This window comes from Streptomyces buecherae, from assembly GCF_014295035.1.
GTDB lineage: Bacteria > Actinomycetota > Actinomycetes > Streptomycetales > Streptomycetaceae > Streptomyces > Streptomyces youssoufiensis.
Genome location: NZ_CP060404.1, coordinates 1830968 through 1854893, shown reverse-complemented (window position 1 = coordinate 1854893; position 23926 = coordinate 1830968). Strand labels below are relative to the sequence as shown.

The 23926-nt window shown below is 74.4% G+C and carries 17 protein-coding genes; 14 read left to right on the top strand and 3 right to left on the bottom strand.

The annotated features are described in order from the left end of the window. Window positions 1–8: 8 nt before the first annotated feature. On the top strand, window positions 9–923 hold the full coding sequence (locus H7H31_RS06720; protein WP_187117837.1) for a 3-hydroxybutyrate dehydrogenase: 915 nt from the start codon (window positions 9–11) through the stop codon (window positions 921–923). A gap of 181 nt (window positions 924–1104) precedes the next feature. Here H7H31_RS06720 and H7H31_RS06715 read toward each other — a convergent pair whose 3' ends face one another. Next, on the bottom strand, window positions 1105–1893 hold the full coding sequence (locus H7H31_RS06715) for a TetR/AcrR family transcriptional regulator (protein WP_187060396.1): 789 nt from the start codon (window positions 1891–1893) through the stop codon (window positions 1105–1107). Between the two features lie 642 nt (window positions 1894–2535). Between H7H31_RS06715 and H7H31_RS06710 the strand changes: the two genes are divergently transcribed. From H7H31_RS06710 to H7H31_RS06645, 13 genes are all read left to right on the top strand, one after another. Then, window positions 2536–2952, top strand: a complete 417-nt coding sequence (locus H7H31_RS06710; protein WP_176164568.1) for a cell division protein SepF — start codon at window positions 2536–2538, stop codon at window positions 2950–2952. Between the two features lie 56 nt (window positions 2953–3008). Next, window positions 3009–4496, top strand: a complete 1488-nt coding sequence (locus tag H7H31_RS33735; RefSeq protein WP_232109719.1) for an AAA family ATPase — start codon at window positions 3009–3011, stop codon at window positions 4494–4496. Then, complete coding sequence (locus tag H7H31_RS06695) at window positions 4468–4845, top strand: nucleotide pyrophosphohydrolase (protein ID WP_187060395.1); 378 nt, start codon at window positions 4468–4470, stop codon at window positions 4843–4845. Before H7H31_RS33735 ends, H7H31_RS06695 begins: the two co-directional genes overlap by 29 nt. Window positions 4846–4975: 130 nt before the next feature. Continuing rightward, complete coding sequence (locus tag H7H31_RS06690; protein ID WP_176164570.1) at window positions 4976–5446, top strand: DUF6099 family protein; 471 nt, start codon at window positions 4976–4978, stop codon at window positions 5444–5446. Between the two features lie 401 nt (window positions 5447–5847). Beyond that, window positions 5848–6771: an LLM class F420-dependent oxidoreductase gene (locus H7H31_RS06685; protein ID WP_187059593.1), complete on the top strand. Its 924-nt coding sequence runs from the start codon at window positions 5848–5850 to the stop codon at window positions 6769–6771. Between the two features lie 10 nt (window positions 6772–6781). Further along, window positions 6782–7900 carry a homocysteine S-methyltransferase gene (gene mmuM / locus H7H31_RS06680; RefSeq protein WP_187117836.1) on the top strand — a complete coding sequence of 373 codons (1119 nt, stop codon included), beginning with the start codon at window positions 6782–6784 and terminating at the stop codon, window positions 7898–7900. Between the two features lie 532 nt (window positions 7901–8432). Beyond that, a complete protein-coding gene (locus H7H31_RS06675) occupies window positions 8433–10118 on the top strand; it encodes a 3' terminal RNA ribose 2'-O-methyltransferase Hen1 (protein ID WP_187060626.1) in 1686 nt (561 codons plus the stop codon). Then, window positions 10115–12928 carry a polynucleotide kinase-phosphatase gene (locus H7H31_RS06670; RefSeq protein WP_187060625.1) on the top strand — a complete coding sequence of 938 codons (2814 nt, stop codon included), beginning with the start codon at window positions 10115–10117 and terminating at the stop codon, window positions 12926–12928. Before H7H31_RS06675 ends, H7H31_RS06670 begins: the two co-directional genes overlap by 4 nt. Before the next feature lie 489 nt (window positions 12929–13417). Beyond that, window positions 13418–14641 carry an arginine deiminase gene (locus H7H31_RS06665; protein ID WP_176164575.1) on the top strand — a complete coding sequence of 408 codons (1224 nt, stop codon included), beginning with the start codon at window positions 13418–13420 and terminating at the stop codon, window positions 14639–14641. Between the two features lie 466 nt (window positions 14642–15107). Then, window positions 15108–16109, top strand: coding sequence for an ornithine carbamoyltransferase (argF, locus tag H7H31_RS06660; protein ID WP_187061386.1), 1002 nt, complete (start codon window positions 15108–15110; stop codon window positions 16107–16109). Window positions 16110–16403: 294 nt separating this feature from the next. Then, window positions 16404–17915: an amino acid permease gene (locus H7H31_RS06655; RefSeq protein WP_187061385.1), complete on the top strand. Its 1512-nt coding sequence runs from the start codon at window positions 16404–16406 to the stop codon at window positions 17913–17915. 160 nt (window positions 17916–18075) lie between these two features. Then, window positions 18076–18903: an enoyl-CoA hydratase family protein gene (locus H7H31_RS06650; protein WP_176164578.1), complete on the top strand. Its 828-nt coding sequence runs from the start codon at window positions 18076–18078 to the stop codon at window positions 18901–18903. Window positions 18904–18905: 2 nt separating this feature from the next. Continuing rightward, complete coding sequence (locus tag H7H31_RS06645) at window positions 18906–21302, top strand: bifunctional salicylyl-CoA 5-hydroxylase/oxidoreductase (protein WP_187061384.1); 2397 nt, start codon at window positions 18906–18908, stop codon at window positions 21300–21302. A 48-nt stretch (window positions 21303–21350) separates the two neighbouring features. Here the strand turns inward: H7H31_RS06645 and H7H31_RS06640 are convergent, their stop codons facing one another. Both H7H31_RS06640 and H7H31_RS06635 read right to left on the bottom strand, forming a co-directional pair. After that, window positions 21351–22205: a hypothetical protein gene (locus tag H7H31_RS06640; RefSeq protein WP_187061383.1), complete on the bottom strand. Its 855-nt coding sequence runs from the start codon at window positions 22203–22205 to the stop codon at window positions 21351–21353. A gap of 185 nt (window positions 22206–22390) precedes the next feature. After that, complete coding sequence (locus H7H31_RS06635; RefSeq protein ID WP_187061382.1) at window positions 22391–23905, bottom strand: MFS transporter; 1515 nt, start codon at window positions 23903–23905, stop codon at window positions 22391–22393. Window positions 23906–23926: the final 21 nt, after the last annotated feature.

Genomic DNA, 23926 nt, shown 5'->3' with positions numbered 1-23926 from the left:
TGTTCGATATGAGCCTGCCAGCCAACCCGCCAGCGACACACCCCGCCGCCCCCGCGGCAGTACACCTCGCCACCCCCGCGGCAGCACACCCCGCCGCCCCCGCGGCTATCCCTCTCGACCTCAGCGGACGCACCGCACTGGTCACCGGCGCGGCCAGCGGCATCGGCCGCGCCTGCGCGCTGCGGCTGGTCGCGGCCGGCGCACAGGTCCGCGCGGTGGACCGGGACGCCGACGGCCTCGCCGCCCTGCACGCCGCCGCCACGCGGACCGGGGCCGAGTCCGGGGCCGGGGCTGAGGAGGCGGCCGGGGCCGGGCCGCTGGCCGGGGAGCTTCAGCCCCATCCGCTCGACCTCACCGACCTCGACGCGGCCGAGCGGGCGGCCGACGGCGTCGACGTACTGGTCAACAACGCCGGCCTGCAACTCGTTCGCCCGCTCCACGAGTTCCCGCCCGAGGACTTCGAGACCATGCTGACGGTCATGCTGACCGCCCCCTTCCGGCTGATCAGGGGCGCCCTGCCGCACATGTACGCCCAGGGCTGGGGCCGCGTGGTCAACATCTCGTCCGTCCACGGCCTGCGGGCCTCCGCCTACAAGTCCGCCTACGTGGCGGCCAAACACGGCCTGGAGGGCCTGTCGAAGGTCACCGCCCTCGAAGGCGCGCCGCACGGCGTCACCTCCAACTGCGTCAACCCCGGCTACGTGCGCACCCCGCTGGTGGAGCGGCAGGTCGCCGACCAGGCCGCGACCCACGGCATCCCGGCCGACCGCGTGGTGACCGACGTGCTGCTCACGCGCCCCGCCATCAAGCGCATGGTGGAGCCCGCCGAGGTCGCCGAGGCCGTGGCGTACCTGTGCGCCCCGCAGTCCTCGATGATCACCGGCACCTCGCTCTCGCTCGACGGGGGCTGGACGGCGAGTTGAGGGCACGCCAGCGCCCCGCGCGCTGGCATGAGCGCCCGCGCGCGGACGGGGCGCGGGGGAGGCCGGCGGCGGCGCGGGGGAGTGGCACCGGCCGCTCTCGCGTCGTACGAGAGGCTCCCGGCCCGGCGGGTACGGGCACCCGCCGGCCGGAACGCCGGCCACCCTCGCGCGGGCCGGCGGGTTACGACTCGGCGGCCTGCGGCTCGGCGTTCCGCGCTGCGGCGTCCCGCGACGCGCTGTCCCGTGATGCGGCGTCCCGTGATGCGCCGTCCTGCGATGCGGCGGCCCCGGGCTCGGTAGGCGCTTCGGGGAGTCCGAGGATGCGTCGGGCGCTGAGCACCATCGTGGTGCGCAGCGCGAGTTCCTCCGGCTTCGTGTGCTCGCGGCTGAAGAGCATGTAGCAGTTGCGCTCGACCATCCAGTGCGCAGCCACGGCCAGCGCCCGCGCGTCCCCGCCCGGTTTGACCAGCCCGCGGGCGCGGTCGCGTTCGAGCATGGCGGCCAGCTCGTCAGCGCCCGCCTCCAGCACGTCCCGCCACGCTATGCGCGCCTCCAGGTCCCGGCCCACGTAGTCGATCGCGGCACAGAACAGGGAGCCGTGCTCCACCCAGGTGTCGAGAACGTTGTTGATCAGCCCCTCGAGCGAGGCCTCCAACGTGATGTCCTCGTTGCCCGCGGCGGCCGCCGCGGTCGACAGCATGCTGCCCATCACGCGCTGCACGGCGGCGTCGATGATGGCCTGCTTGCTGTCGAAGTAGAAGTACACCGAGGGGCGGGACAGGCCCGCGCCCTTGGCGATCTCCTCGATGGTGATCTTCCTCGCCGGTCGGTCGCGCAAGAGGCGGACGACGCTGTCGAGGATGGCTGCCTCCCTGCGGTCCCCCCGGCTCAGGCGGGGGCGCCTGCGCCCCCGGACCCCGGCCGAGGGAGGCAGCGTTCTGTGCGCTGCTTCGTCCCCGTTGTCGTCCATGCGGCTCACCGTAGCTGTTCGAATGCCGCGTAACGCAGTTTCGACAAAACTCAACACGGCGTTGAGTTTTGCCCCGCTGGCATGTGATGCTCGTAGGCAGAGGCGGTGGTGTCGGGGGAAGCACGCAAACGGGGGGCTCGCCGCCGCCTCTTCCAACTCGCGCTGCCCTGAGACCGTTTGGTCTCGGGGAGGCGCCCCGCGTGGAGTCGACGCGACGCGTCGGTGACTTTGGCGAACGGGGGGTCGGCGGGGGATTCTCCCGCGTCGGCACGGCCGTTGAATCACCAGACGCCCATCGCCGAGACGACGCGCCGGAACGTCGGTGCGAGTTGGCCGCGCTGGTGGCTGGAGCGGTACGGGGGAGGCGCCGACGGGGGTCGGCCCTTCACGCTCCGGCCACATGGCGTCGGGTTCGGACGACGGGACCGCGGAGCCGGTCGCGCGCGGCGTCGGGGGACGCGAGCGCGGCGGCCACTCCGGTGCCGCGCGGGGCTCGTGCCCCGGCTCCCCGGTCCCGTCCCCTCCCCGTTGCCTACATCACTACCTGCGCCGATACCTGTGTCGGTGCGCCGATCGAAGCTGAGCTTGTCCCTAGAATCGCCCGATGCACATATCCAGCGAGCACGCCTGCGGGGTGGACCGGTGAACAGCCACGACGTCACCGACGAACAGTGGGAGGGGCTCGCCGAAGTCGTCCCGCTGCGAAGCAACAACGCCTGGCCGTCCTGGCCACACCACCGGGCCCTGCCCGAGGACGAGGCCGAACAGGACCAGCGCCAGTTCGTCGTCATCCGCGTACAGACCTTCGCCGACGCGCGCGAGGTCGCCGAGTACCTGATGGCCCAGATCCCCGTCCTCCTCGACCTCACCAGCGCCGAGGCCGACGTGGCCAAGCGCATCCTCGACTTCTCCAGCGGAGTCGTCTTCGGCCTCGGCAGCGGCATGCACCGGGTCGACACCAACGTGTTCCTGCTCGCCCCCCTCGGCACCGAGGTGGACGAACCCGAACTGCGCCCCGCTTTCACGACCGTGACGGGCGCTTCCGTCCCCCGATCGTAGGAACACGACGACGAGCAAACGGTTCGGCGAAACGCGGCGGCGATACCTTCCGCGCCATGAACGCATCAGGCCAGCGGCCCGCCGTATCCGAACTGAGGCTCTCGGCCTACAAGACGCACCGGCGCGCGGTCTTCCCGCTGGGTCCGGTGACGCTGTTCACCGGGCCCAGCGGCAGCGGCAAGACCAGCGCCCTGGAGGCGTACGCGGCCCTGGCCCGACTCGCGGCCGGCGAACCTCTGGCCGACGTCTTCCCCGACCCCGCCGGCTGCGTACCCCACCAGGCCCGCCCCGACAGCCAGGGACGACGCGGCTTCCGCATCGGCTGCACCGTCGACGGCCCGGTCGGCCCCGTCCACCTCGACATCGCCGTCCAGGCCGAGCCCGAACTGCGGATCGTCGGCGAACGCATGACCGGCGCCGGCGAGGTCCTCCTAGAGACGGCGCTGCGCGACCCGGGCCGCCGTACCGTGCAGGCGGCCTGGTACACCGCCGGAGCCGTGCCCGTCACCCGCGCCCCGCTCCCCGACGACCGACTGGCCACCGCGCTGCTGCCGCTTCGCATCGCTGGCAAGACCGCGGGGCAGCGGCTCGCCCTCGCCGCGGCCGAACAGGTCGTCGTCGCGCTGCGCTCCGTCTTCCCCTGCGACCCACGACCCGAGGCCATGCGCGGCCCCGCCATGCGCTCCGACGGCCACCTCCGCAGCGCCTGCGACAACCTCGCCGCCGTCCTCTACCGCACCCACAAGGAGTGCGGCACCCGGCACGCGGCCCTGGTCGCCGCCGTACGCGACGGCTGCGCCGGGCCCACCGTCACGGAGCTGACCGTCGAGGGCGCGGCCGGGCGCGACCACGCCCCGGACACCCCCGCCCCCGTGGCCGCCGGCGGCAACCGACGCGGCGGCACCGCCGTCCGCGCCCCCGCCGACGAGCAGGCCCAGGCGGCGGAGCGGCGCGCCACGACACCGGCCCCACGCGGCCCGATGGGCGCGGGCAGCGCGCCACGCGGGCGCTCCGGCGCCGGGGTGCGCGCCGTGCTCGGCCTCGGCGAGTTCGGGCAGATGCCGGTGGACCGGCTCGGCGACGGCGAACTGCGCTACCTGGGCCTCGCGCTCGTACTGCTCACCGGCCCCGGCGTGCTGGACGTGGACCCGGTGGCCGACGTGCTGCCCGCCCTGCAGACGCTGACGGTGCTCGCCGACGGCTTCGACCGGTGCCTGGACCGACGCCAGGCCCGCCTGCTGCTCGAACTGGCCGGCCGCATGTGCGAACGGGGCCACATCCGGCTGGTGGGCACCGTGCGCGAGGTGCCCCTCGCGCCTCCGACGCGCGAGGGCGACGGCCACCACGCGGGCCCGGGCGAGGGCCCCCGCCGCGCCGGCCTCGGCGCCCCGCGCGCGACGTTCCGCGCCGGCGCGCCGGCCGACGACAGGACAGGGGCGGTCGGCGCCGTGGGGTGGCCCGTCGCTCAGGAGGGCGACTTCGGGGTCCCCGGGCTGGCGGTGGTAGACCTGGGGCGTGACCAAGGCTCCCGAACCCGCCCCTGACCTGCCCGCCCTCCAACGGCGGCTCGCCGACTTCGCGGCGGCGCGCGACTGGCAGCGCTTCCACACACCCAAGAACCTGGCCTCGGCGCTGAGCGTCGAAGCGGCCGAACTCGTGGAGATCTTCCAGTGGCTGACGCCGGAACAGTCAGCCGCCGTGATGGCCGACCCCACGACGTCGGCGCGCGTCGAGGACGAGGTGGCCGACGTGCTCGCCTACCTGCTGCAGTTCTGCCTGGCGCTGGACATCGACCCGCTGCGGGCCCTCTCCGCCAAGATCGACCGCAACGAACTACGCTTCCCGGCCCGGCGAGCGGCGCCTCCCACCAACAAAGATCATCACTCTCTGTAGTGAGAAGGTTATCCACAGCGTAACTGTTGTCCACAGATTCCTGAATTCCCCTAGCTTTCCCGCCTGTTATTTATCACTCTGGGTAGCGGACAGATAACCCACACGGCACGGGCGAAGAGGGGCGTGGGACATGGAGGCGATGCGGCTCATCGAGGCCACCCGACTGGCTTTGACGCGGGCTGACGCCGTGCAGGACGTCGTCGTCGAAGCATGGCAGGCACAGGCACTCGCTGAGGTCATCGGAAGCTACTTCGCGGGCAGCGCCTCACCCACGGCGCGCTGGGAAGCACAGGGCCTCAGCGAGGCGGGCGGCCGAGCATGCGGCGCACTGGGGCGCCCCGCTCTCAATCACCCCACGCTGCGCACCGGGGCGATACGCGCCGTGCAGTTGACGGAAGTGCGCGATCCCCGGCGCGTGCTCCTCGCGCTGGGGGTGTTGCTCGGCGACGTCGGCATAGCCCTGGTGGAGGTGGCCTGCGTGGCGGAAGAGGGCCTGTACTGGCAGTGCGTGGAGGCCGTGGACGCTGCGGACGAGTCCAGGGACCGCGTCTTCGGCATGCTCCGGGAACTCACGGCCTACCGGGAAGGCGGCGCCGCCTGACCGGCGACCGCCACCCCACCCCGCCCGCGCCGCCCGTCGCCTCCACCTCGTTACCTTCCCCTCAATCCCTTCCACCAGCCGCGCCCACGGAGCCAGTGAGCCGTACGTCGCCGCTCGCCCGCGGCTCGGGCCACCGGCAGCAGACCCACCACCGGCCCAGACCCACCACCGGCCCAGACCATCACCCACCCCGACGAGCGACCGCCGCCCCCCGACACAGCCGCCGCCGACTACACACCCGGTGCCCACCACCCGCGAACCCGCGAACCCGCGGACCCGCGGACTCGCCGCCGCGACCGCGCGCGACACCGCCCCGCCCGACCACGATCCCGGGGGACGCGGGGGCTGACACGGGCTGGGGCACGTCGGCGCCATGCCCCGAAGCAGGCAGGATGGAGCCCATGGACCTACGCATCTTCACCGAGCCCCAGCAGGGGGCCAGCTACGACACCCTTCTCACCGTTGCCAAGGCCACCGAAGACCTGGGCTTCGACGCCTTCTTCCGCTCCGACCACTACCTGCGCATGGGCAGCGTCGACGGGCTGCCGGGTCCCACCGACGCCTGGATCACCCTGGCCGGTCTCGCCCGTGAGACCAGCCGCATCCGTCTCGGCACCCTGATGACCGCGGGCACCTTCCGACTCCCCGGCGTGCTGGCCATCCAGGTCGCCCAGGTGGACCAGATGTCCGGCGGACGGGTCGAGCTCGGCCTCGGCTCCGGATGGTTCGAAGAAGAACACCGCGCCTACGGCATTCCCTTCCCCAAGGAGAAGTTCGCGCGCCTCGAGGAGCAACTGGAGATCGTCACCGGCCTGTGGAACACGCCCCTCGGCCAGACGTACACCCACAACGGAACGCACTACCAGCTCACCGACTCGCCCGCCCTCCCCAAGCCCACCCAGTCGAAGGTGCCGGTCCTCATCGGCGGCCACGGCGCGGTGCGCACCCCGCGCCTGGCCGCGCGGTACGCCGACGAGTTCAACATCCCCTTCGCCTCCGTCGAGGACAGCGACCGGCAGTTCGGCCGCGTGCGGGCGGCGGCCGAGGCGGCCGGCCGCAAGGCCGACGACCTGGTGTACTCCAACGCCCTGGTGGCCTGCGTCGGCAAGGACGACAGCGAGGTGGCCCGGCGCGCCGCGGCCATCGGCCGGGACGTGACCGAACTCAAGGTGAACGGCCTGGCCGGCTCGCCGGCCGAGGTGGTGGACAAGCTCGGCCAGTACGCGGCGATCGGCGCGTCCCGGATCTACTTCCAGATCCTCGACCTCGACGACCTCGACCACCTGGAGCTGATCTCCTCCCAGGTGCAGTCGCAACTCGGCTGAGGAACGCGCCATGACATCCGCCGCCGAGCCGCCCCCCGAAGGGACGCCACCCAAGTCCCCGCCCCCGCCCGAGGGCCCCGGCCTCCCGCTGGCCGAGGCGCTGGCACGCGGGACGGTCGTGCTCGACGGCGGCCTCTCCAACCAGTTGGAGGCCCAGGGCTGCGACCTGTCGGACGACCTGTGGTCGGCGCGACTCCTCGCGGACGACCCGGCGCAGATCGAGGCCGCGCACGCGGCGTACGTCAGGGCGGGCGCCCAGGTCCTGATCACCTCCAGCTACCAGGCCAGCTACGAGGGGTTCGCCCGCCGGGACCTGGGCCGGCGCCAGGTGGACGAGCTGCTGCGGCGCAGCGTCCACCTGGCCCGCCGGGCGGCGGCCCAGAGCGAGGCGGCGGGACGGGCGGGCCTGACAGCGGGGGAGGTGTCCGGCGAGGACGGGGACGGGGACGGCGGCATAGGTGCGGCGCACGCCCTGGTGGGCCGCGAACCCGAGCGGCCGGGCGAGCATCAGGCAGCGCCCGGAGAGTCCGCCGCCGCACGGGAGGGCACGGTGTGGGTGGCGGGCTCCGTCGGCCCGTACGGGGCGATGCTCGCCGACGGCAGCGAGTACCGGGGCGGGTACGGGCTGAGCGTGCGAGAACTCATGGGCTACCACCGGCCGCGCGTCGCGGCGCTGGCCGCGGCGCGACCGGACGTGCTGGCACTGGAGACGGTGCCGGACATCGACGAGGCGGAGGCGATGCTCTGGGCAGCCGAGGACTGCGGGGTTCCGGTGTGGCTCTCGTACAGCATCCGGGGCCACCTCACCCGGGCTGGCCAGCCACTGGAGCGGGCGTTCGCGCTCGCGGCGGACAACGAGCAGGTCATCGCGGTCGGGGTGAACTGCTGCACGCCGGCCGACGCGGACGGTGCGGTGCGACTGGCGGGGCTGGTCACCGGCAAGCCGGTGGTGGTCTACCCGAACAGCGGCGAGGACTGGGACGCGACGGCGAGGGACTGGCGAGGCCGCAGCACCTTCGACCCGGCGCGGGTCGCGGCATGGCGGTCCGAGGGAGCCCGACTCGTCGGCGGCTGCTGCCGAGTGGGACCGGACCAGATCGCCGACCTGGCGGCGGAAATTCGGGGGTGAGGGGGGAGGGGGAGGGGAGGGGGGGGTGGGGGGAGCCCCCCACCCGGCGGCCCGCGCGAGCGTACCCGGCAACACACCCGCGACAGCGGCCAGAGCCCCCGCCCTCCCCGCGCACCACCGCAGGCCGCGACAGCCGCGAACGCCCGCGCCCCCGAAGCCCGTACGGCCCGTGGCCCCCACCCCTCATCCCCCGCGCCACCGAGGCCCCGGCCCCCGAGGCTCCCAGCCCCGCCCTCCCGCGCCCCCGAGGCCCGGCCCCCAAGCCCAAACACCCCCAAGCCCAAACACACCCAAAGCCCAAACGCCCTCAACCCCCCACACCCCGCGCAGGACACCACAGCCGGCACGCGAGCTCCGCCACGCAGCTAGGCCGTCACACCGTTGCGCCGTCGCCCGGCCTCCCAGCCCCCGGCCCCCCGGCCCCCAGCCCCCGGCCCCGGCCCCCGGGACCCCCGGCCCCCCGGCCCTCCCCGGCCCCCGGCCTCGGGAAATCGGTGGGAGCGTGGTGGGTGGGCGGGCGATACTCGGGCGTGTGTTCTTAAGCCTCACCATGACCGGTGATACCGAGCAGCCCGCGACCGACCTCGGGTTCCTGTTGCACAAGCATCCCGAGAAGGTGCAACGCTTCACCACTTCGCACGGGGTGGCGCACGTCTTCTACCCGGAGGCGTCGCCCGAGCGGTGCACGGCCGCGCTGTTGTTGGAGGTGGACACGGTGGCACTGGTGCGCGGCGGACGGGGGAAGCGCCCCGGTAGGGGAGCCGACGCCGCGACCGCGGTGCCGCTCGGCCAGTACGTCAACGACCGCCCGTACGCGGCCTCCTCGTTGCTCGCCGTGGCGTTGCGCGCGGTGTTCTCCAGCGCGCTCCAGGCGCGTTGCGCGGCGCGGCCCGAGTTGGTGGAGCGGCCGTTGCCGTTGCGGGTCGAGGTACCGGCGTTGCCGTCGGAGGGCGGGGCCGATCTGGTGGAGCGCATGTTCGCGCCGCTGGGTTGGCGGGTGCGGGCGACGCCGGTGGCGTTGGACGAGCGGTTCCCCGAGTGGGGCGCGGCGCGCTACGTGCGGCTGGTGTTGACGGGCGAGGCGCGGCTCGCGGACGCGTTGCGGCAGCTCTACGTGTTGTTGCCGGTGCTCGACGACGCCAAGCACTACTGGGTCGCGCCCGACGAGGTGGAGAAGCTGCTGCGGTCTGGGGAGGGGTGGCTGGCGGGCCACCCGGAGCAGGAGTTGATCGCCCACCGGTATCTGGCCCGGAGCCGCGCGCTGACCCGGGACGCGTTGGAGCGGCTCGAACTGGCCCGGCTCGCCGCCGCGGACGACACCCCGCCCGAGAGCGTGGACAACGCCGTGGACGAGCGCGCCGACACCACGCAGGCGCCGAGCCCGTTGGCCGTGCGGCGCCGGGAGGCGATCGTGGCCGTACTGCGCGAGGTGGGGGCCGCGCGGGTACTCGACCTCGGCTGCGGTCAGGGGCAACTCCTGGCCGAGCTCATGGGCGACGCGCGCTTCACGGAACTGGTGGGCGTCGACGTCTCGCAGCGCGCGCTGGGTTCGGCGGCGCGGCGGCTGCGCCTCGACCAGCTTTCGGAGCGCCAGGCGGCTCGTGTCAGGCTGATGCAGGGCTCGCTGGCGTACACCGACGGCAGGTTGCGCGGGTATGACGCGGCGGTGCTCAGCGAGGTGGTGGAGCACGTGGATCCGCCGCGGTTGCCGGCGCTGGCGCACGCTGTGTTCGGGGCGGCGCGTCCCCGTACGGTGGTGATCACGACGCCGAACGCGGAGTACAACGTGCGGTGGAGCGGGTTGGCGGCGGGGCAGATGCGCCACGCCGACCACCGCTTCGAGTGGACCCGCCAGGAGTTCGGCGCCTGGGCCGAGGGGGTGGCGCGCCGGTACGGCTACGGCGTGGAGTTCCGGCCCGTCGGTCCGGACGACCCCGAGGTGGGCCCGCCGACCCAGCTCGCGCTGTTCACGCTGAACCCGCCCGCCACGGCCCCGACCCCGGCCGGTGTCCGGGCCGAGGCCGGGACCGTGTCCGACACCACGACCGGCACCGGCACCACGACCGGCGCCGGCACCGGCACCACGACCGGCGCCGGCACCGGCACCACGACCGGCACCGGCACCGGCACCGGCGCCGGCGCCGGCACCACCACCGACACCGACACCGACCGGGAAATTGTCACTGCGACCGTGCAGCGCGACGAGGTGACCGCATGACCGACGAGATGACCGACGAGACGACCGACGAGCGGGTTCTCGCCGTGCCCGACCTCGCCCTCGTGGTGCTGGTCGGGGCCACTGGTTCGGGCAAGTCGACCTTTGCCGCGCGGCACTTCAAGCCGACCGAGGTGATCTCGTCGGACGTGTGTCGCGGGCTGGTCAGCGACGACGAGAACGACCAGGGGGCCAGCGCCGACGCGTTCGAGTTGCTGCACTTCATCGCGGGCAAGCGGCTCGCGGCCGGGCGGCTGACCGTGGTGGACGCCACCAACGTGCAGTCGGACAGCAGGAAGCAACTGATCGCGCTGGCGCGCCAGTACGACGTGCTGCCGGTCGCGATCGTGCTCGACGTGCCGGAGGGGGTGTGCGCCGAGCGCAACGCGGCGCGGCCCGACCGCGCCGCGCTGCCCCGGCACGTGATCCAGCGCCACCGGCGTGAGTTGCAGCGCTCGCTGCGTCACCTGGAGCGCGAGGGGTTCCGCACGGTGCACGTGCTGCGCGGCGTGGCGGAGGTGGAGGCCGCCACCGTCACGCGGGAGCGGCGCTACAACGACCTGCGGCACCTGAGCGGCCCGTTCGACATCATCGGCGACGTGCACGGCTGTCGCGGCGAGTTGGAGAGCCTGCTCGGCGACCTCGGGTACGAGCTGCGCCGGGACGAGGAGGGGCGCGCGGTGGGGGCGGCGCACCCGGAGGGGCGTACGGCCGTCTTCGTCGGCGACCTCGTCGACCGTGGCCCGGACAGTCCGGGGGTGCTGCGCCTGGTCATGGGCATGGTGGCGGACGGATCGGCCCTGTGCGTGCCCGGCAACCACGAGAACAAGCTGGGCCGCTACCTCGCGGGCACCACCGTCAAGCTCGCGCACGGCCTGCCGGAGACGATCGAGCAGTTGGAGCGCGAGGACGCCCGCGATCCCGACTTCCGGGCCCGGGTCGCGGCGTTCATCCGTTCGCTGGTCAGCCACTACGTGTTGGACGGCGGCGCGCTGGTGGTCGCGCACGCCGGGCTGCTGGAGAAGTACCACGGCCGCCAGTCGGGTCGGGTCCGCTCTTTCGCGTTGTACGGGGAGACGACGGGCGAGACCGACGCGTTCGGGCTGCCGGTGCGCTATCCGTGGGCAGAGGACTACCGGGGCCGGGCCGCGGTGGTCTACGGGCACACTCCCGTGCCACGGGCGACCTGGTTGAACAACACCATCTGCCTCGACACGGGGTGCGTCTTCGGCGGCGCGCTGACCGCGCTGCGCTGGCCGGAGCGGGAGCTGGTGAGCACGCCGGCCGAGAAGGTCTGGTACGAGCCGGTCAAGCCGCTGGTCAGCGAGGCCCCGGGGGGCGTGGACGGCAGGCCGCTGGACCTGAACGACGTCGTTGGCCGGCGGGTGGTGGAGACGCGGGAGCTGGGCCGGGTCGCGGTGAAGGAGGAGAACGCGGCGGCGGCGCTCGAGGTGATGAGCCGGTTCGCCGTGGACCCGAGCCTGTTGGCGTACCTGCCGCCGACGATGGCCCCGTGTCCGACGTCGTCGCGGGACGGCTACCTGGAGCATCCGGCCGAGGCGTTCGCCGCCTACCGGGCCGACGGCGTGCGGCAGGTGGTGTGCCAGGAGAAGCACATGGGCTCGCGGGCGGTGGCCCTGGTGTGCCGGGACGCGGGGGTGGCCCGCGAGCGCTTCGGGGCGACGACCGCCGAGGTCAGGGGCGTGCTGCACACGCGCACCGGGCGGCCGTTCTTCGCCGATCCGGCGCTGACCGACCGGGTGCTGGGCCGGCTGGCCGAGGCCGTCGACGGCGCGGGCCTGTGGGCGGAGTTGGACACGGACTGGCTGCTGGTCGACGCCGAGCTGATGCCGTGGTCGCTGAAGGCCGAGGGGCTGCTGCGCGGCCAGTACGCGGCCGTCGGGGCGGCCTCGCGTGCCGTGTTCCCCGGCGTGCTCGACGCCCTGGAGGCGGCGGCCGGACGCGGCCTTGAGGTGACCGAACTGCTGGCACGGCAGCGGGAGCGCGCGGCCGACGCCGAGGCGTTCACCGAGGCGTACCGGCGCTACTGCTGGCGCGTGGGCGACCCGCCGGAAGACCGCGCGGGCCAGTCGACGGCGGGCCACCTCGCCGGTCGGCCGGCCGGTGGGCCGGCGGGTGGCGCGCTGGACGCGCCCGCGCCTGGCGTTGACGGGCGCGAGGGCCTGGGCGGCATCCGGTTGGCACCGTTCCAGTTGCTGGCCGGGCAGGGTCGCAATCTCGCCCTGCTCCCGCACGACGACCAACTGGCCCTGATCGACCGGCTCGTCACGGCCGAGGCCGATCTCCTGGCGGCGGCCGGGGACATGCACGCAGGCGGGGCGGCGGCCGGGGCCGAGGTCGGGGACGCGCGCGGCGTCGCCGCCCCCGGCCGAGGTCACGGGCTGCTCGCGTCCACGCGCCGGCTCTACGTCGACACCGAGGACGAGGCGTCGGTGGCGGCCGGCATCCAGTGGTGGCTGGATCTGACGGCCGCCGGTGGTGAGGGCATGGTGGTCAAGCCGGTGCGGGCGGGCGCGCGGACCGCGGGCGGCAAGCTCGTACAGCCCGGCCTCAAGTGCCGGGGGCCGGAGTACCTGCGCCTGGTGTACGGCCCGGAGTACGCGCGCCCGGAGAACCTGGAGCGGCTGCGCGAGCGGCACCTGTCGCACAAGCGTTCGCTGGCGCTGCGCGAGTACGCGCTCGGCCTTGAGGGCCTGGAGCGGCTGGCGGGCGCGGAGCCGCTGTGGCGGGTGCACGAGGCCGTGTTCGCGGTCCTGGCCCTGGAGTCGGAGCCCGTCGACCCCAGGCTGTGACCCCGGTCGAGCGCCCGGTCGCGGCTCCGCTCCGGGTGTGACCTCCGACCGTGTCGCCTGGCCCCCGCCTCTCAGGCCCGTGCGCCACGGCCGTGGCTGCGGGCCAGGCCCCGACCGTGGCACCGGGTCGCGGCGACGGGCGGCCGGTGCCGGCCGGCTGCCACCGGTCGCTGGTGCCACCCGCTGGTGGCCGCCGGCCGGCTGGGGGCGGTCGGGCGGGGCGCCGGGTGGCGTGCGGGGCGTGGCGTACGGGTTTCCGACACCTGTCGGCAAGTGCGGCGCGCCCGGTGTCGCCGGCTGTCCGGGCTGGCGGGGGCGACGGGCCGGCGGTGTGGGGCCGGGGCGGCTCCCTAGCGGTGCCGCACCGCTCCGCGGGGTGGCGCGCGGCGGTTTCCGGCCCGCTGACGGGTGCGCGCCGGCGGCGCGCGGCGCGCGCGGACGGCGTCGCGACCGATGTGCACGGGGCCGGCTTGGGGTGAGGATAGGTGCATGGGATTCCATGTCGACTCCGAGGCCGGGCGGCTCCGTCGCGTCATCTTGCACCGCCCCGACCTGGAGCTGAAGCGACTCACACCGACCAACAAGGACGCGCTCCTCTTCGATGACGTGCTGTGGGTGCGACGGGCCCGGCAGGAGCACGACGGGTTCGCGGACGTGTTGCGCGACCGGGGTGTGGAGGTGCACCTCTTCGGCGACCTGTTGGCCGAGAGCCTCGCGCTGCCCGAGGCCCGCGCCCTGGTCCTCGACCGGGTCTTCGACGAGAAGGAGTACGGCCCGCTGGCCACCGATCACCTGCGGGCCGCCTTCGACGAGTTGTCCGCGCCCGAGCTGGCCCAGGCCCTGGTCGGCGGGGAGACCAAGCGGGAGTTCCTGGAGCGGCGCCCGGAGCCGGTCTCGGTGCGCTTCCACGCGATGGAGCCGGACGACTTCGTCGTCCATCCGCTGCCCAACCACCTGTTCACGCGCGACGCTTCGGCCTGGGTGTACGACGGGGTGTCCATCAACGCGATGCGCTGGCCGGCGCGTTGGCACGAGACCGTGCACTACGAGGCCGTCTACCGGCACCACCCGCTCTTCGCCGACCAGGACTTCCACGTGTGGTCGGAGGGGCAGGCGGCGTACCCCTCCACCATCGAGGGCGGCGACGTGCTGGTGATCGGCAACGGCGCGGTGCTGATCGGGATGAGCGAGCGGACCACGCCGCAGGCGGTGGAGATGCTGGCGCGCGGCCTGTTCGCGGCGGGCTCGGCGCGCACGATCGTGGCCCTGGACATGCCGAAGGGGCGCGCGTTCATGCACCTGGACACGGTGATGACCATGGTGGACGGCGACACCTTCACGCAGTACGCGGGACTGGGGATGCTGCGCTCGTACACGATCGAGCCGGGCGCGGAGGAGAACGACCTCAAGGTCACCGACCACCCGCCCGAGCACATGCACCGGGCCATAGCCGCCGCGCTGGGCCTCGACTCGATCCGGGTGCTGACCGCGACCCAGGACGTGCACGCGGCGGAGCGGGAGCAGTGGGACGACGGGTGCAACGTGCTGGCCGTCGAGCCGGGCGTGGTGGTGGCGTACGAGCGCAACGCCACCACCAACACGTACCTGCGCAAGCGCGGCATCGAGGTGATCACCATCCCGGGCAGCGAGCTGGGCCGTGGCCGGGGCGGGCCGCGCTGCATGAGCTGCCCGGTGGAGCGCGACGCGGTGTGAGCGCGACGGGACATGAGCGGGGCACGGCGTGAGCCCGGTCGGGGCTCCGCATGGTCGGGCGGCGCACACCCGCCTGGTCGGGCCGGCACCCGGTCGGTCCAGTCGGGCCGGCACCCGGTCGGGCGGGCGGCCACGGGCCCCGGCTCGTGGGCGCCCGCCTGGGCCCGAGCCGAGCGCGGGGGAGGCGAGGGGGCGACGAGGGGCGGGGGACGCGGGCCCGGGACGCGACGGGGCGGGGTGCGAGGGAAGGGAACGCGGCCGGAGCCGGAGGTGGGGATATGACGTGGCGCGGCCGGCCGGGCATCCTGAGCGTGGGCGCGGAGATGCCGGGGCTCGCGGCGGGCGCGGCGCGGCCGGGATGGGGCAGCGGGCGCGGTGTGCCCGGGACGGGGTTGCGGTTGCATATAAATGTTGCTGCTCGTATATGCTTCCGAAGTTCCCGAACGCTGTGACCTAGGAGCCTGCCATGGCGAGCGACCTCTTCGGCCGTCACTTCCTCAAGGAGCTGGACTTCACCGCGGATGAGTTCGTGCGCCTGGTGGAGCTGGCCGCCGAGCTGAAGGCCGCCAAGCGAGCCGGCGCCGAGGTGCGGCGACTGGCCGGCAAGAACGTGGCGCTGATATTCGAGAAGACCTCGACCCGTACCCGCTGCGCCTTCGAGGTCGCCGCGGCCGACCAGGGCGCATCGACCACCTACCTCGACCCGACCGGCTCGCAGCTCGGCCACAAGGAGTCGGTCAAGGACACCGCGCGGGTGCTGGGCCGGATGTACGACGCGATCCAGTACCGGGGCGCCGGCCAGGCCGTCGTCGAGGAGCTGGCCGCCCACGCCGGGGTGCCGGTCTACAACGGCCTGACCGACGAGTGGCACCCCACCCAGATGCTGGCCGACGTGCTGACCATGACCGAGCACGCGGCGCGGCCGCTCACCGAGATGGCGTACGCCTACCTCGGTGACGCCCGGTCGAACATGGGGCACTCCTACCTGGTCACCGGCGCGCTGCTCGGCATGGACGTGCGCGTCGTCGCCCCGCGCGCCCTGTGGCCCGCCGACGACATCACGGCGCACGCCCGACGGCTCGCCGCCGCTTCGGGGGCCCGGATCACGCTCACCGAGGACATCGACGAGGGTGTACGCGGCGCGGACTTCGTCGCCACCGACGTCTGGGTCTCGATGGGGGAGCCACGGGAGGTGTGGGACGAGCGGATCGCGCTGCTGCGCCCGTACGCCGTGACCATGGACGTGCTGCGCGCCACCGGCAAGCCCGAGGTCCGGTTCCTGCACTGCCTGCCCGCCTTCCACGACCTCGGCACGGGCGTCGGCCGGGACATCCACGCCCGGTACGGGCTGACCTCGCTCGAGGTGACCGACGAGGTCTTCGAGTCCGCGCACTCGGTGGTCTTCGACGAGGCGGAGAACCGGATGCACACGATCAAGGCGATCATGGTCGCCACGCTCGCGCGCTGAGCCGGCAGCCTCGCCGATGAGTGAATAGTCATACGCTGCAATGAGCGATCATGCAGTGTCGGCGACTAGAATGGTCGTATTGCGTACGCGATGAGTGCGTAGGGAGTGGGGTTCGGGCGCACCGGCTCGGGCCCCACTTCGCTGCGCCGGCCCGGTCGGCGTAGCTCGCGCGCGCCGGGTCCCGTCCTGCCCGCGCCGTGGCTCCCGGCTGTGCGCCGGGCTCCGCCGCGCCCCGACCGTGGGCGACCGCCCCCCACCGCACCGCCAGCCAGACCCAGAGAAGAGAACCACCCCATGCACGCGCCCAAGCTCCGCATCAAGTCCCCCGACGTGCTGATAGCCGAGTCCGGCGCGGACCGCGCGGGACACGGCCTGCGGCGCACCATGGGCCTGTTCCAGCTCGTGTGCTTCGGCGTCGGCGCGATCGTGGGCACCGGCATCTTCGTGGGGCTCTCCGACACGGTCGCCGAGGCCGGCCCGGCCACCGTGCTCACCTTCGTGCTGGCGGCCGTGACCTGCGTGCTGACCGCGTTCTCCTTCGCCGAGCTGGGCGGCGCCATCCCCGTCTCCGGCAGCTCCTACTCGTACGCGTACGCCACCCTCGGCGAGGGCGCGGCGTTCATCACCGGCTGGTGCCTGCTCCTGGAGTACGGGGTGTCCGTCTCCGCCGTCGCGGTGGGCTGGGGGCAGTACCTGAACGAGCTGCTGCACAGCGTCTTCGGCTGGCAGTTGCCCGCCGCGCTGTCCAACCCGCCCGGCGAGGGCGGCGTCGTCAACGTCCCGGCCGTGGTGGTCATCGCGCTGGCCGCCTCGCTGCTGGTGCGCGGCGTGCGGGAGAGCGCCCGCGCGACCGCGGCGATGGCGGTGCTCAAGATCGGGGTCCTCGCGCTGTTCTGCGCCATCGCCTTCGCGGCCTTCGAGGGGGGCAACCTCACGCCGTTCGCGGCGCACGGGCTCGCCGGGGTGACCTCCGGCGCGTCGGTCGCCTTCTTCTCGTACATCGGCTTCGACGCGATCACCACCGCGGGCGAGGAGGTGAAGAACCCGCGCCGCACCGTGCCGCTGGCCATCATGGTCTGCATCGGCGTGGTCACGCTGCTGTACTGCCTGGTCGCGCTGGCCGCCATCGGCGCGCTGTCCGCGGACGAGGTGGCGGGCAAGCCGGCCGCCCTGTCGTTGATCGTCAACCACGTCACCGGCTCCACGGTGGGCGGCGGCGTGATCGCCTTCGGCGCGATCGTCGCCATCGCCTCGGTGGTGCTCACGGTGACCTACGGGCAGACCCGCATCCTGATGTCGATGTCCCGGGACGGCCTCATCCCGGGGGTCTTCCAGCGGATCTCGCCGAAGACGGCGACGCCGGTGGCCGGCACCTGGATCGTGGCCGCGGTGTTCGCGGTGCCCGCCGCGGTGGTGCCGCTCAAGGTGGTGCTCGACCTGACCACGATCGGCACGCTGTCCGCCATGGTGATCGTCAACGTCAGCGTGATCGTCCTGCGCCGCTCCCGCCCGGGCCTCGCCCGCCCCTTCCGCACCCCCCTCTTCCCGCTGCCCCCGCTCCTCGGCATCGCCTGCTGCGGCTACCTGATCTACGGGACGGGCACCGCGACCTGGCTCCAGTTCGGCGTGTTCCTGCTGGTGGGGGCGGTGCTGTACGTGGCGTACGGGCGACGCCACTCCCGGCTGCGCGGCGCGCGCGCCGGCGCCGAAGCCGACGGAGGGGCCACGGCGGGCGAGGCGGCCGAGGCGGACGGGACCACCGAACCGGCGGGGGAGCGCGCGCCGGCCGCCCCCCGCGGGCGCTGACGACGGATCGCGCGCCCGTACGCCTCCGGCGCGGCGCCGGCGCGGGGTCGGTCACGGGCTCACCTCGCCTCGTATCGCGTACCCGTGACGGAAGTCACGAACGGGTGATAACTTCGAAGGGCTGCGGGCACCTGCCGTACGGCTCGAGGAGGCCATGCGTATGAGTCCGTTCACCGGGTCGGCGCCGCGCACGCGGGAGTGGGAGCACCTGCGGCTCACCCTCGACGGCGCCGTGGCCACCGTCACCCTCGCCCGTCCCGACAAGCTCAACGCGCTGACCTTCGGCGCCTACGCCGACCTGCGGGACCTGCTGGCCGAGCTGTCCCGGACCCGCTCCGTGCGCGCCCTGGTGCTGGCCGGCGCGGGACGCGGGTTCTGCTCCGGCGGCGACGTGGACGAGATCATCGGGGCGACGCTCGGCATGGCGACCGACGCGCTGCTCGACTTCAACCGGATGACCGGACAGGTGGTGCGGGCGGTGCGGGAGTGCCCGTTCCCCGTGATCGCGGCGGTGCACGGGGTGGCCGCGGGGGCCGGCGCGGTGCTCGCGCTGGCCGCCGACTTCCGCGTCGCCGACCCCAGCGCCCGGTTCGCGTTCCTGTTCACCAAGGTCGGCCTCTCCGGCGGCGACATGGGCGCCGCCTACCTGCTGCCGCGCGTCGTCGGCCTCGGGCACGCCACCCGGCTGCTGATGCTCGGCGAGCCGGTGCGCGCGCCCGAGGCCGAGCGGATCGGCCTGCTGAGCCAGCTCACCGAGGAGGGCCAGGCGGACGCCGAGGCCACCCGGCTCGCCCACCGCCTGGCCGCGGGCCCCGCACTCGGTTACGCGCAGACCAAGGCGCTGCTGACCGCCGAACTCGACATGCCGCTCGCCGCCGCCATCGAACTCGACGCCGCCACCCAGGCGCTGCTGATGAACAGCGCCGACTACGCCGAGTTCCACGCGGCCTTCACCGGCAAGCGCCCGCCCGCCTGGCAGGGGCGGTGACGATGCCGGCGCCGCCGACGACGCCGGGGCGGTCGGGCCGCACCGTCGCCGCGCGGGTCGCGGTCATCGGCGGCGGGCCCGGGGGCCTGTACGCCGCCGCGCTGCTCAAGCGGCTGCGCCCGGAGCGCGAGGTGAGCGTGTGGGAGCGGGGCGAGCCGCGGACCACGTTCGGCTTCGGCGTGGTGTTCTCGGACGAGACGCTGGGCGGCATCGAGCACGCCGACCCCGTGGTCTACCGGGAGTTGAGCGCGGAGTTCGTCCGCTGGGACACCATCGACGTGGTGCGTGGCGGCCGGGTGCTGACCTCCGGCGGGCACGGCTTCGCCGCCCTTGGCCGACAGCGGCTCCTGGAGATCCTCCACCGGCGCTGCCGCGCCCTGGGCGTACGACTCCACCCGCGCACGCCCGCCCCGCCCGCCGCCGCGCTCGCCCGCGACCACGACCTGGTCATCGCCGCCGACGGGGTGCACAGCACCACCCGCGCCGCGCACGCCGACGTCTTCGCGCCCCACATCACCCCGCACCGCTGCCGCTACATCTGGCTGGCCGCCGACTTCGCGCTGGACGCGTTCCGCTTCGAGATCGCCGAAACCGAGCACGGAGTGCTGCAACTGCACGGCTACCCCTACGCGCGCCCCCGGACCGGGGCGGCGCGCGGCGGCGACGGCGGGCCCGCGGCCGGGGCCAGCACGATCATCGTCGAGGCCCGCGAGGAGGTGTGGCGCGCGGCCGGCCTCGACCGGTGCGACGAGGCCGAATCCGCGCGGGCGTGCGCCGGGCTGTTCGCCGACGCGCTCGGCGGCCGGCCGCTGCGCGGCAACGCCTCGCGCTGGACGGCCTTCCGCACCGTCACCAACAAGCGCTGGTCACACGGGCCCATCGTGCTGCTCGGCGACGCCGCGCACACCGCACACTTCTCCATCGGCTCCGGCACCAAGCTCGCCGTCGAGGACGCCCTCGCGCTCGCCGCCTGCCTGGAGGAGCACCCCACGGTCGCGCGGGCACTGGCCGCGTACGAGGCCGAGCGGCGGCCCGTGGTGGCCTCCACGCAGCGCGCCGCCCGCGCCAGCCTGGGCTGGTTCGAGGACCTCGCCCACTACCTGCGCCAGCCGCCCCGCCAGTTCGCCTTCAACCTGCTCACCCGCAGCCGCCGGGTCACCCACGAGAACCTGCGGCTGCGCGACGCGGGGTTCGTGGCCGCCGTCGAGCGCGAGGCGGGGCTGCCGCCGCACACCCCGCCCATGTTCGCCCCGCTCAGGCTGCGCGGCCTGACCCTGCGCAACCGGGTCGTGGTCTCCCCGATGGACATGTACTCCGCCGACGCCGGCACCCCCGGCGACTTCCACGTCGCCCACCTCGGCGCCCGGGCCCTGGGCGGTGCGGGCCTGGTGATGACCGAGATGGTGTGCGTCAGCCCCACCGGACGGATCACCCCCGGCTGCCCGGGCCTGTACGCGGCCGAGCACGAGGCGGCCTGGCGGCGGATCACCGGGTTCGCGCACGCCGCGTCGCCCGGCGTCGCCGTCGGCGTGCAACTCGGGCACAGTGGCCGCAAGGGCTCGACCCGGCCGATGTGGGAGGGCATCGACGACCCGCTGCCGAGCGGCAACTGGCCGCTGGTGGCGGCCTCGCCGCTGCCGTACCGGCCCGGCGTGAGCCAGGTCCCCCGGGAGTTGGACGCCGCTGGCCTGGCCGAGATCCGCGAACAGTTCGTCTCCGCCGCGCTGAGCGCCGCCCGCGCCGGCTTCGACCTGCTCGAACTGCACTGCGCGCACGGCTACCTGCTCTCCGGCTTCCTCTCCCCGCTCACCAACCGGCGCGCCGACGGCTACGGCGGCGACCTGGCCGGCCGGCTGCGCTACCCGCTGGAGGTCTTCGACGCGGTGCGCGCCGTCTGGCCCGCCGACGCGCCCATGACCGTGCGCATCTCCGCGACGGACTGGGCCGCCGGCGGCACCACGGCCGACGACGCGGTCGCCATCGCCGCGGCGTTCGCCGCGCACGGCGCCGACGCCGTCGACGTCTCCACCGGACAGGTCGTCGCCCACGAGGAGCCCGAGGCGGGCCGCTCGTACCAGACGCCGTTCGCCGACCGCATCCGCAACGAGCTGGGCGTCCCGGTCATCGCGGTCGGCGCCATCTCCTCCTGGGACGACGTCAACTCGCTGCTGCTCGCCGGCCGCGCCGACCTGTGCGCCCTGGCCAGGCCACACCTGTACGACCCGCACTGGACGCTGCACGCGGCGGCGGAGCAGGGCTACGAAGGCCCGGGCGCCCCGTGGCCCGCGCCCTACCGGGCCGGCAGCCGCAAGCCGCCCGCCGGGCGCGCCGACGAGCCCAGGCCACGGCTGACCCTGCACACCGCCGCGCCCGGCGCGCCGGGCGGCCGGCCCCGGTAGGCCGTGCCCGGGGGCCGGCCGCGATAGCGCGACGGGCGGGCGGCAGGGTCAGCCGTCCGTGGACCGCACGGTGTTCATGACCTTCTTGATCTCGGCGTCGGTGAGCGCGTGGGGGACGCCCTGGTCCGCGTAGATCACCCAGCCGTGCATGGTGCCGTCCGGCAGCTTCTGCGCGATGCTGTGCACGACGGCGGTCGCGGGCACGCAGGCGCTCGGCCGGTGGGTGACGGTGACCTTGGCGGTCGCGGTGTACCCGTCGATGCCGCCCCGCTTCCACGGCTTGGCCTGGCTGACCTCGATCTTCGGCTTGTGGTCGGGGCCGCCGTACGCGGCGAAGCCCCAGTTGCCGGCCCAGTTGCGGGCGTTCTCCCGCAACGTGCCGTCCTTGCCGCCACCGGTGGTGCCGACGGTGGCGAGCTGGCCCTTGCCCGCCTCACCCAGCGCCTTGGGGTTGGGGCTCGACGCGCAGCCGCCCTCGCGGTAGTTGGCGGCGCCGGTCATCACGACGATCGGCTGGCCGTCCTTGTCGAGGTAGGACAGCGCGGTGTCCTCGTCGATCACCTTCCACCGGTCCGCCGTGCCGGGGACGTCGTAGCGGAAGTGGTGCTCCGCGCGGCTCTGCGTCTGCCACCCCGCGACGACCGGCTGGTCGCCGGAGGGGGTCGCCGTGGTGCCCGGGTCCGAGGCGCCGGAGGAGGCGGGCGCGGGCGAACCGGTCGCGGGCGCCGACTGACTGGCCTTGGCGCCGTCGTCCGTGCCCCCGTCGGCGTTGTCGTTACACCCGCTCAGCGCGAGGACCAGGCCGAGGCCGGCCGCGGCGAGCACGCCCTTGTTCCGACGCGGCAGCGCGGAGCCAGGTCGCTGGTGCTGACGGTGCTGCTGGGGGCTGTGTGACATAGGCATGATCAGTAGCCTAGGTGGTCCCCGACGCCGTTCGCGCAGGTGGTGGGGGTTCACTTCGCCACGGGGCCGCGCGGCGGGCCCGACTCGCTACCCGGCCGCCCCGCCCAAGCCGCCACCGAGCCGCCGAGCCGGCCGCCCGAGCCGGCGCCTGAGCCGGCGCCCCGGCGGCGGCTCCCGCGCGGTCGTCACTCCGGCCGGGCCGCCCTGGGCAGCAGCATCATCAGCGCCGCCGCCGCGCAGTAGCACGCGGCCTGCCAGGGCAACACCGCGACCAGGGCGTCGCCGTACGCGGCCAGCGGCCCCGCGCCCCGGTCGAACCCCGTCTCCAACGCGGCGAAGAACACCGCCCCCAGCGCGGCCACGCCCAGGGCGTTCCCCAGTTGGCCGACGGTGGTGAGCACGCCCCCCGCGGCGCCGGCGTCCCGCTCGGGCACCCCGGCGAGGACCACGTTCACCAGCGAGGGCGCCGTCAGCCCGAGCCCGAGCCCGCCGACGAACAGCGGCGCCGCCAACTCCGCGTACGAGGGCGCCGCGCCGTCCCGTACGACCAGCAGCAGGTGTGCCTGGGAAACGGCCAGCACGAGCGCGCCGGACACGAGCAGCGCCCGCCCGGCGCGCGCCGCGCACCGCACGCCGACGCCGGAGGTGAGGATCGAGCCGATCGCGTACGGGAGGATGACCAGCCCCGTCTGCCAGGCCGAGCGCCCGGTGCCCCACTGGAGGTACAGGGACAGCATGAGGAAGAACGAGCCGATCGCCCCGAAGAACAACGTGGCGACGGCCAAGCCCGCGGCCACCGCCCGTACCCGCAACAGCGCCGGATCGAGCAGCGGCTGACCGCCCCGCGCGGCCACCGCCCGCTCCCGCGACCACAGCAGGGCGGCGACGGGCACGGCCGCGGCCAGCACCGCGAACCCCCACCACGGCCAGCCCCAGTCGCGGCCCTGCACCAGGGGCAGCAGCACCAGGACCGCCAGGGCCGCGGCCAGGGCCGCGCCGGGCAGGTCGAGCCGTGCCCGCTGGCGCGCGCTCGACTCGGGCAACACCCGGGCGCCGAGCACCAGCCCGCCGACTCCGACCGGCACGTTGACCCAGAAGATCGCGCGCCAGCCCAGGCCGAACAGGTCCGCCTCCACGAGCAGGCCGCCGAGCAGCGGCCCCGCGACGGAGGCGAGCCCGAGCACCGCCCCGTAGGCGCCGAACGCCCGGGCCCGCGCGGCCGGCGCGAAGGTCGAGCGGATGATGCCGAACACCTGGGGCACCATCAGCCCGCCGGCCAGGCCCTGCGCGACGCGGGTGGTGATGAGCGCGGCGGAGTTGGGCGCGAAGGCGCAGGCGGCGGAGGCCGCGACGAACGCGGCCAGCCCGAGGAGGAAGGCCCGCCGCCGCCCGAACTGGTCACCCAGTCGGCCGCCGGTGATCAGCCCGGCGCCCAGCGCGAGCGTGTACCCGGCCACCATCCACTGCACCGCGGCCTCGCTCGCTCCCAGGTCGCGCGCGATGGCGGGGGCCGCGACGCTGACGATCGTGGCGTCCAGCAGTTCCATGAACGCCGCGACCAACACCACGACCAGCGCGACCACCGCCGACCCGCCGGCGGCGCCCGCCCCGTCGCGGTCGACGGGCGGGGGCGATGGTGGTGGGAGCGGGCTGGACGCGCCGGCGGACTGGCCGTCCGGAAGGGGGAGTTGACTACTCATGCGATCACCGTGGCAGCAGAA

Coding starts and splice junctions, on each gene's coding strand:
- H7H31_RS06720 (WP_187117837.1), top strand. CDS start 9: ATGAGCCTGCCAGCCAACCCGCCAGCGACACACCCCGCCGCCCCCGCG.
- H7H31_RS06715 (WP_187060396.1), bottom strand. CDS start 1,893: ATGGACGACAACGGGGACGAAGCAGCGCACAGAACGCTGCCTCCCTCG.
- H7H31_RS33735 (WP_232109719.1), top strand. CDS start 3,009: ATGAACGCATCAGGCCAGCGGCCCGCCGTATCCGAACTGAGGCTCTCG.
- H7H31_RS06690 (WP_176164570.1), top strand. CDS start 4,976: ATGGAGGCGATGCGGCTCATCGAGGCCACCCGACTGGCTTTGACGCGG.
- H7H31_RS06685 (WP_187059593.1), top strand. CDS start 5,848: ATGGACCTACGCATCTTCACCGAGCCCCAGCAGGGGGCCAGCTACGAC.
- mmuM (WP_187117836.1), top strand. CDS start 6,782: ATGACATCCGCCGCCGAGCCGCCCCCCGAAGGGACGCCACCCAAGTCC.
- H7H31_RS06670 (WP_187060625.1), top strand. CDS start 10,115: ATGACCGACGAGATGACCGACGAGACGACCGACGAGCGGGTTCTCGCC.
- H7H31_RS06665 (WP_176164575.1), top strand. CDS start 13,418: ATGGGATTCCATGTCGACTCCGAGGCCGGGCGGCTCCGTCGCGTCATC.
- argF (WP_187061386.1), top strand. CDS start 15,108: ATGGCGAGCGACCTCTTCGGCCGTCACTTCCTCAAGGAGCTGGACTTC.
- H7H31_RS06655 (WP_187061385.1), top strand. CDS start 16,404: ATGCACGCGCCCAAGCTCCGCATCAAGTCCCCCGACGTGCTGATAGCC.
- H7H31_RS06650 (WP_176164578.1), top strand. CDS start 18,076: ATGAGTCCGTTCACCGGGTCGGCGCCGCGCACGCGGGAGTGGGAGCAC.
- H7H31_RS06645 (WP_187061384.1), top strand. CDS start 18,906: ATGCCGGCGCCGCCGACGACGCCGGGGCGGTCGGGCCGCACCGTCGCC.
- H7H31_RS06640 (WP_187061383.1), bottom strand. CDS start 22,205: ATGCCTATGTCACACAGCCCCCAGCAGCACCGTCAGCACCAGCGACCT.
- H7H31_RS06635 (WP_187061382.1), bottom strand. CDS start 23,905: ATGAGTAGTCAACTCCCCCTTCCGGACGGCCAGTCCGCCGGCGCGTCC.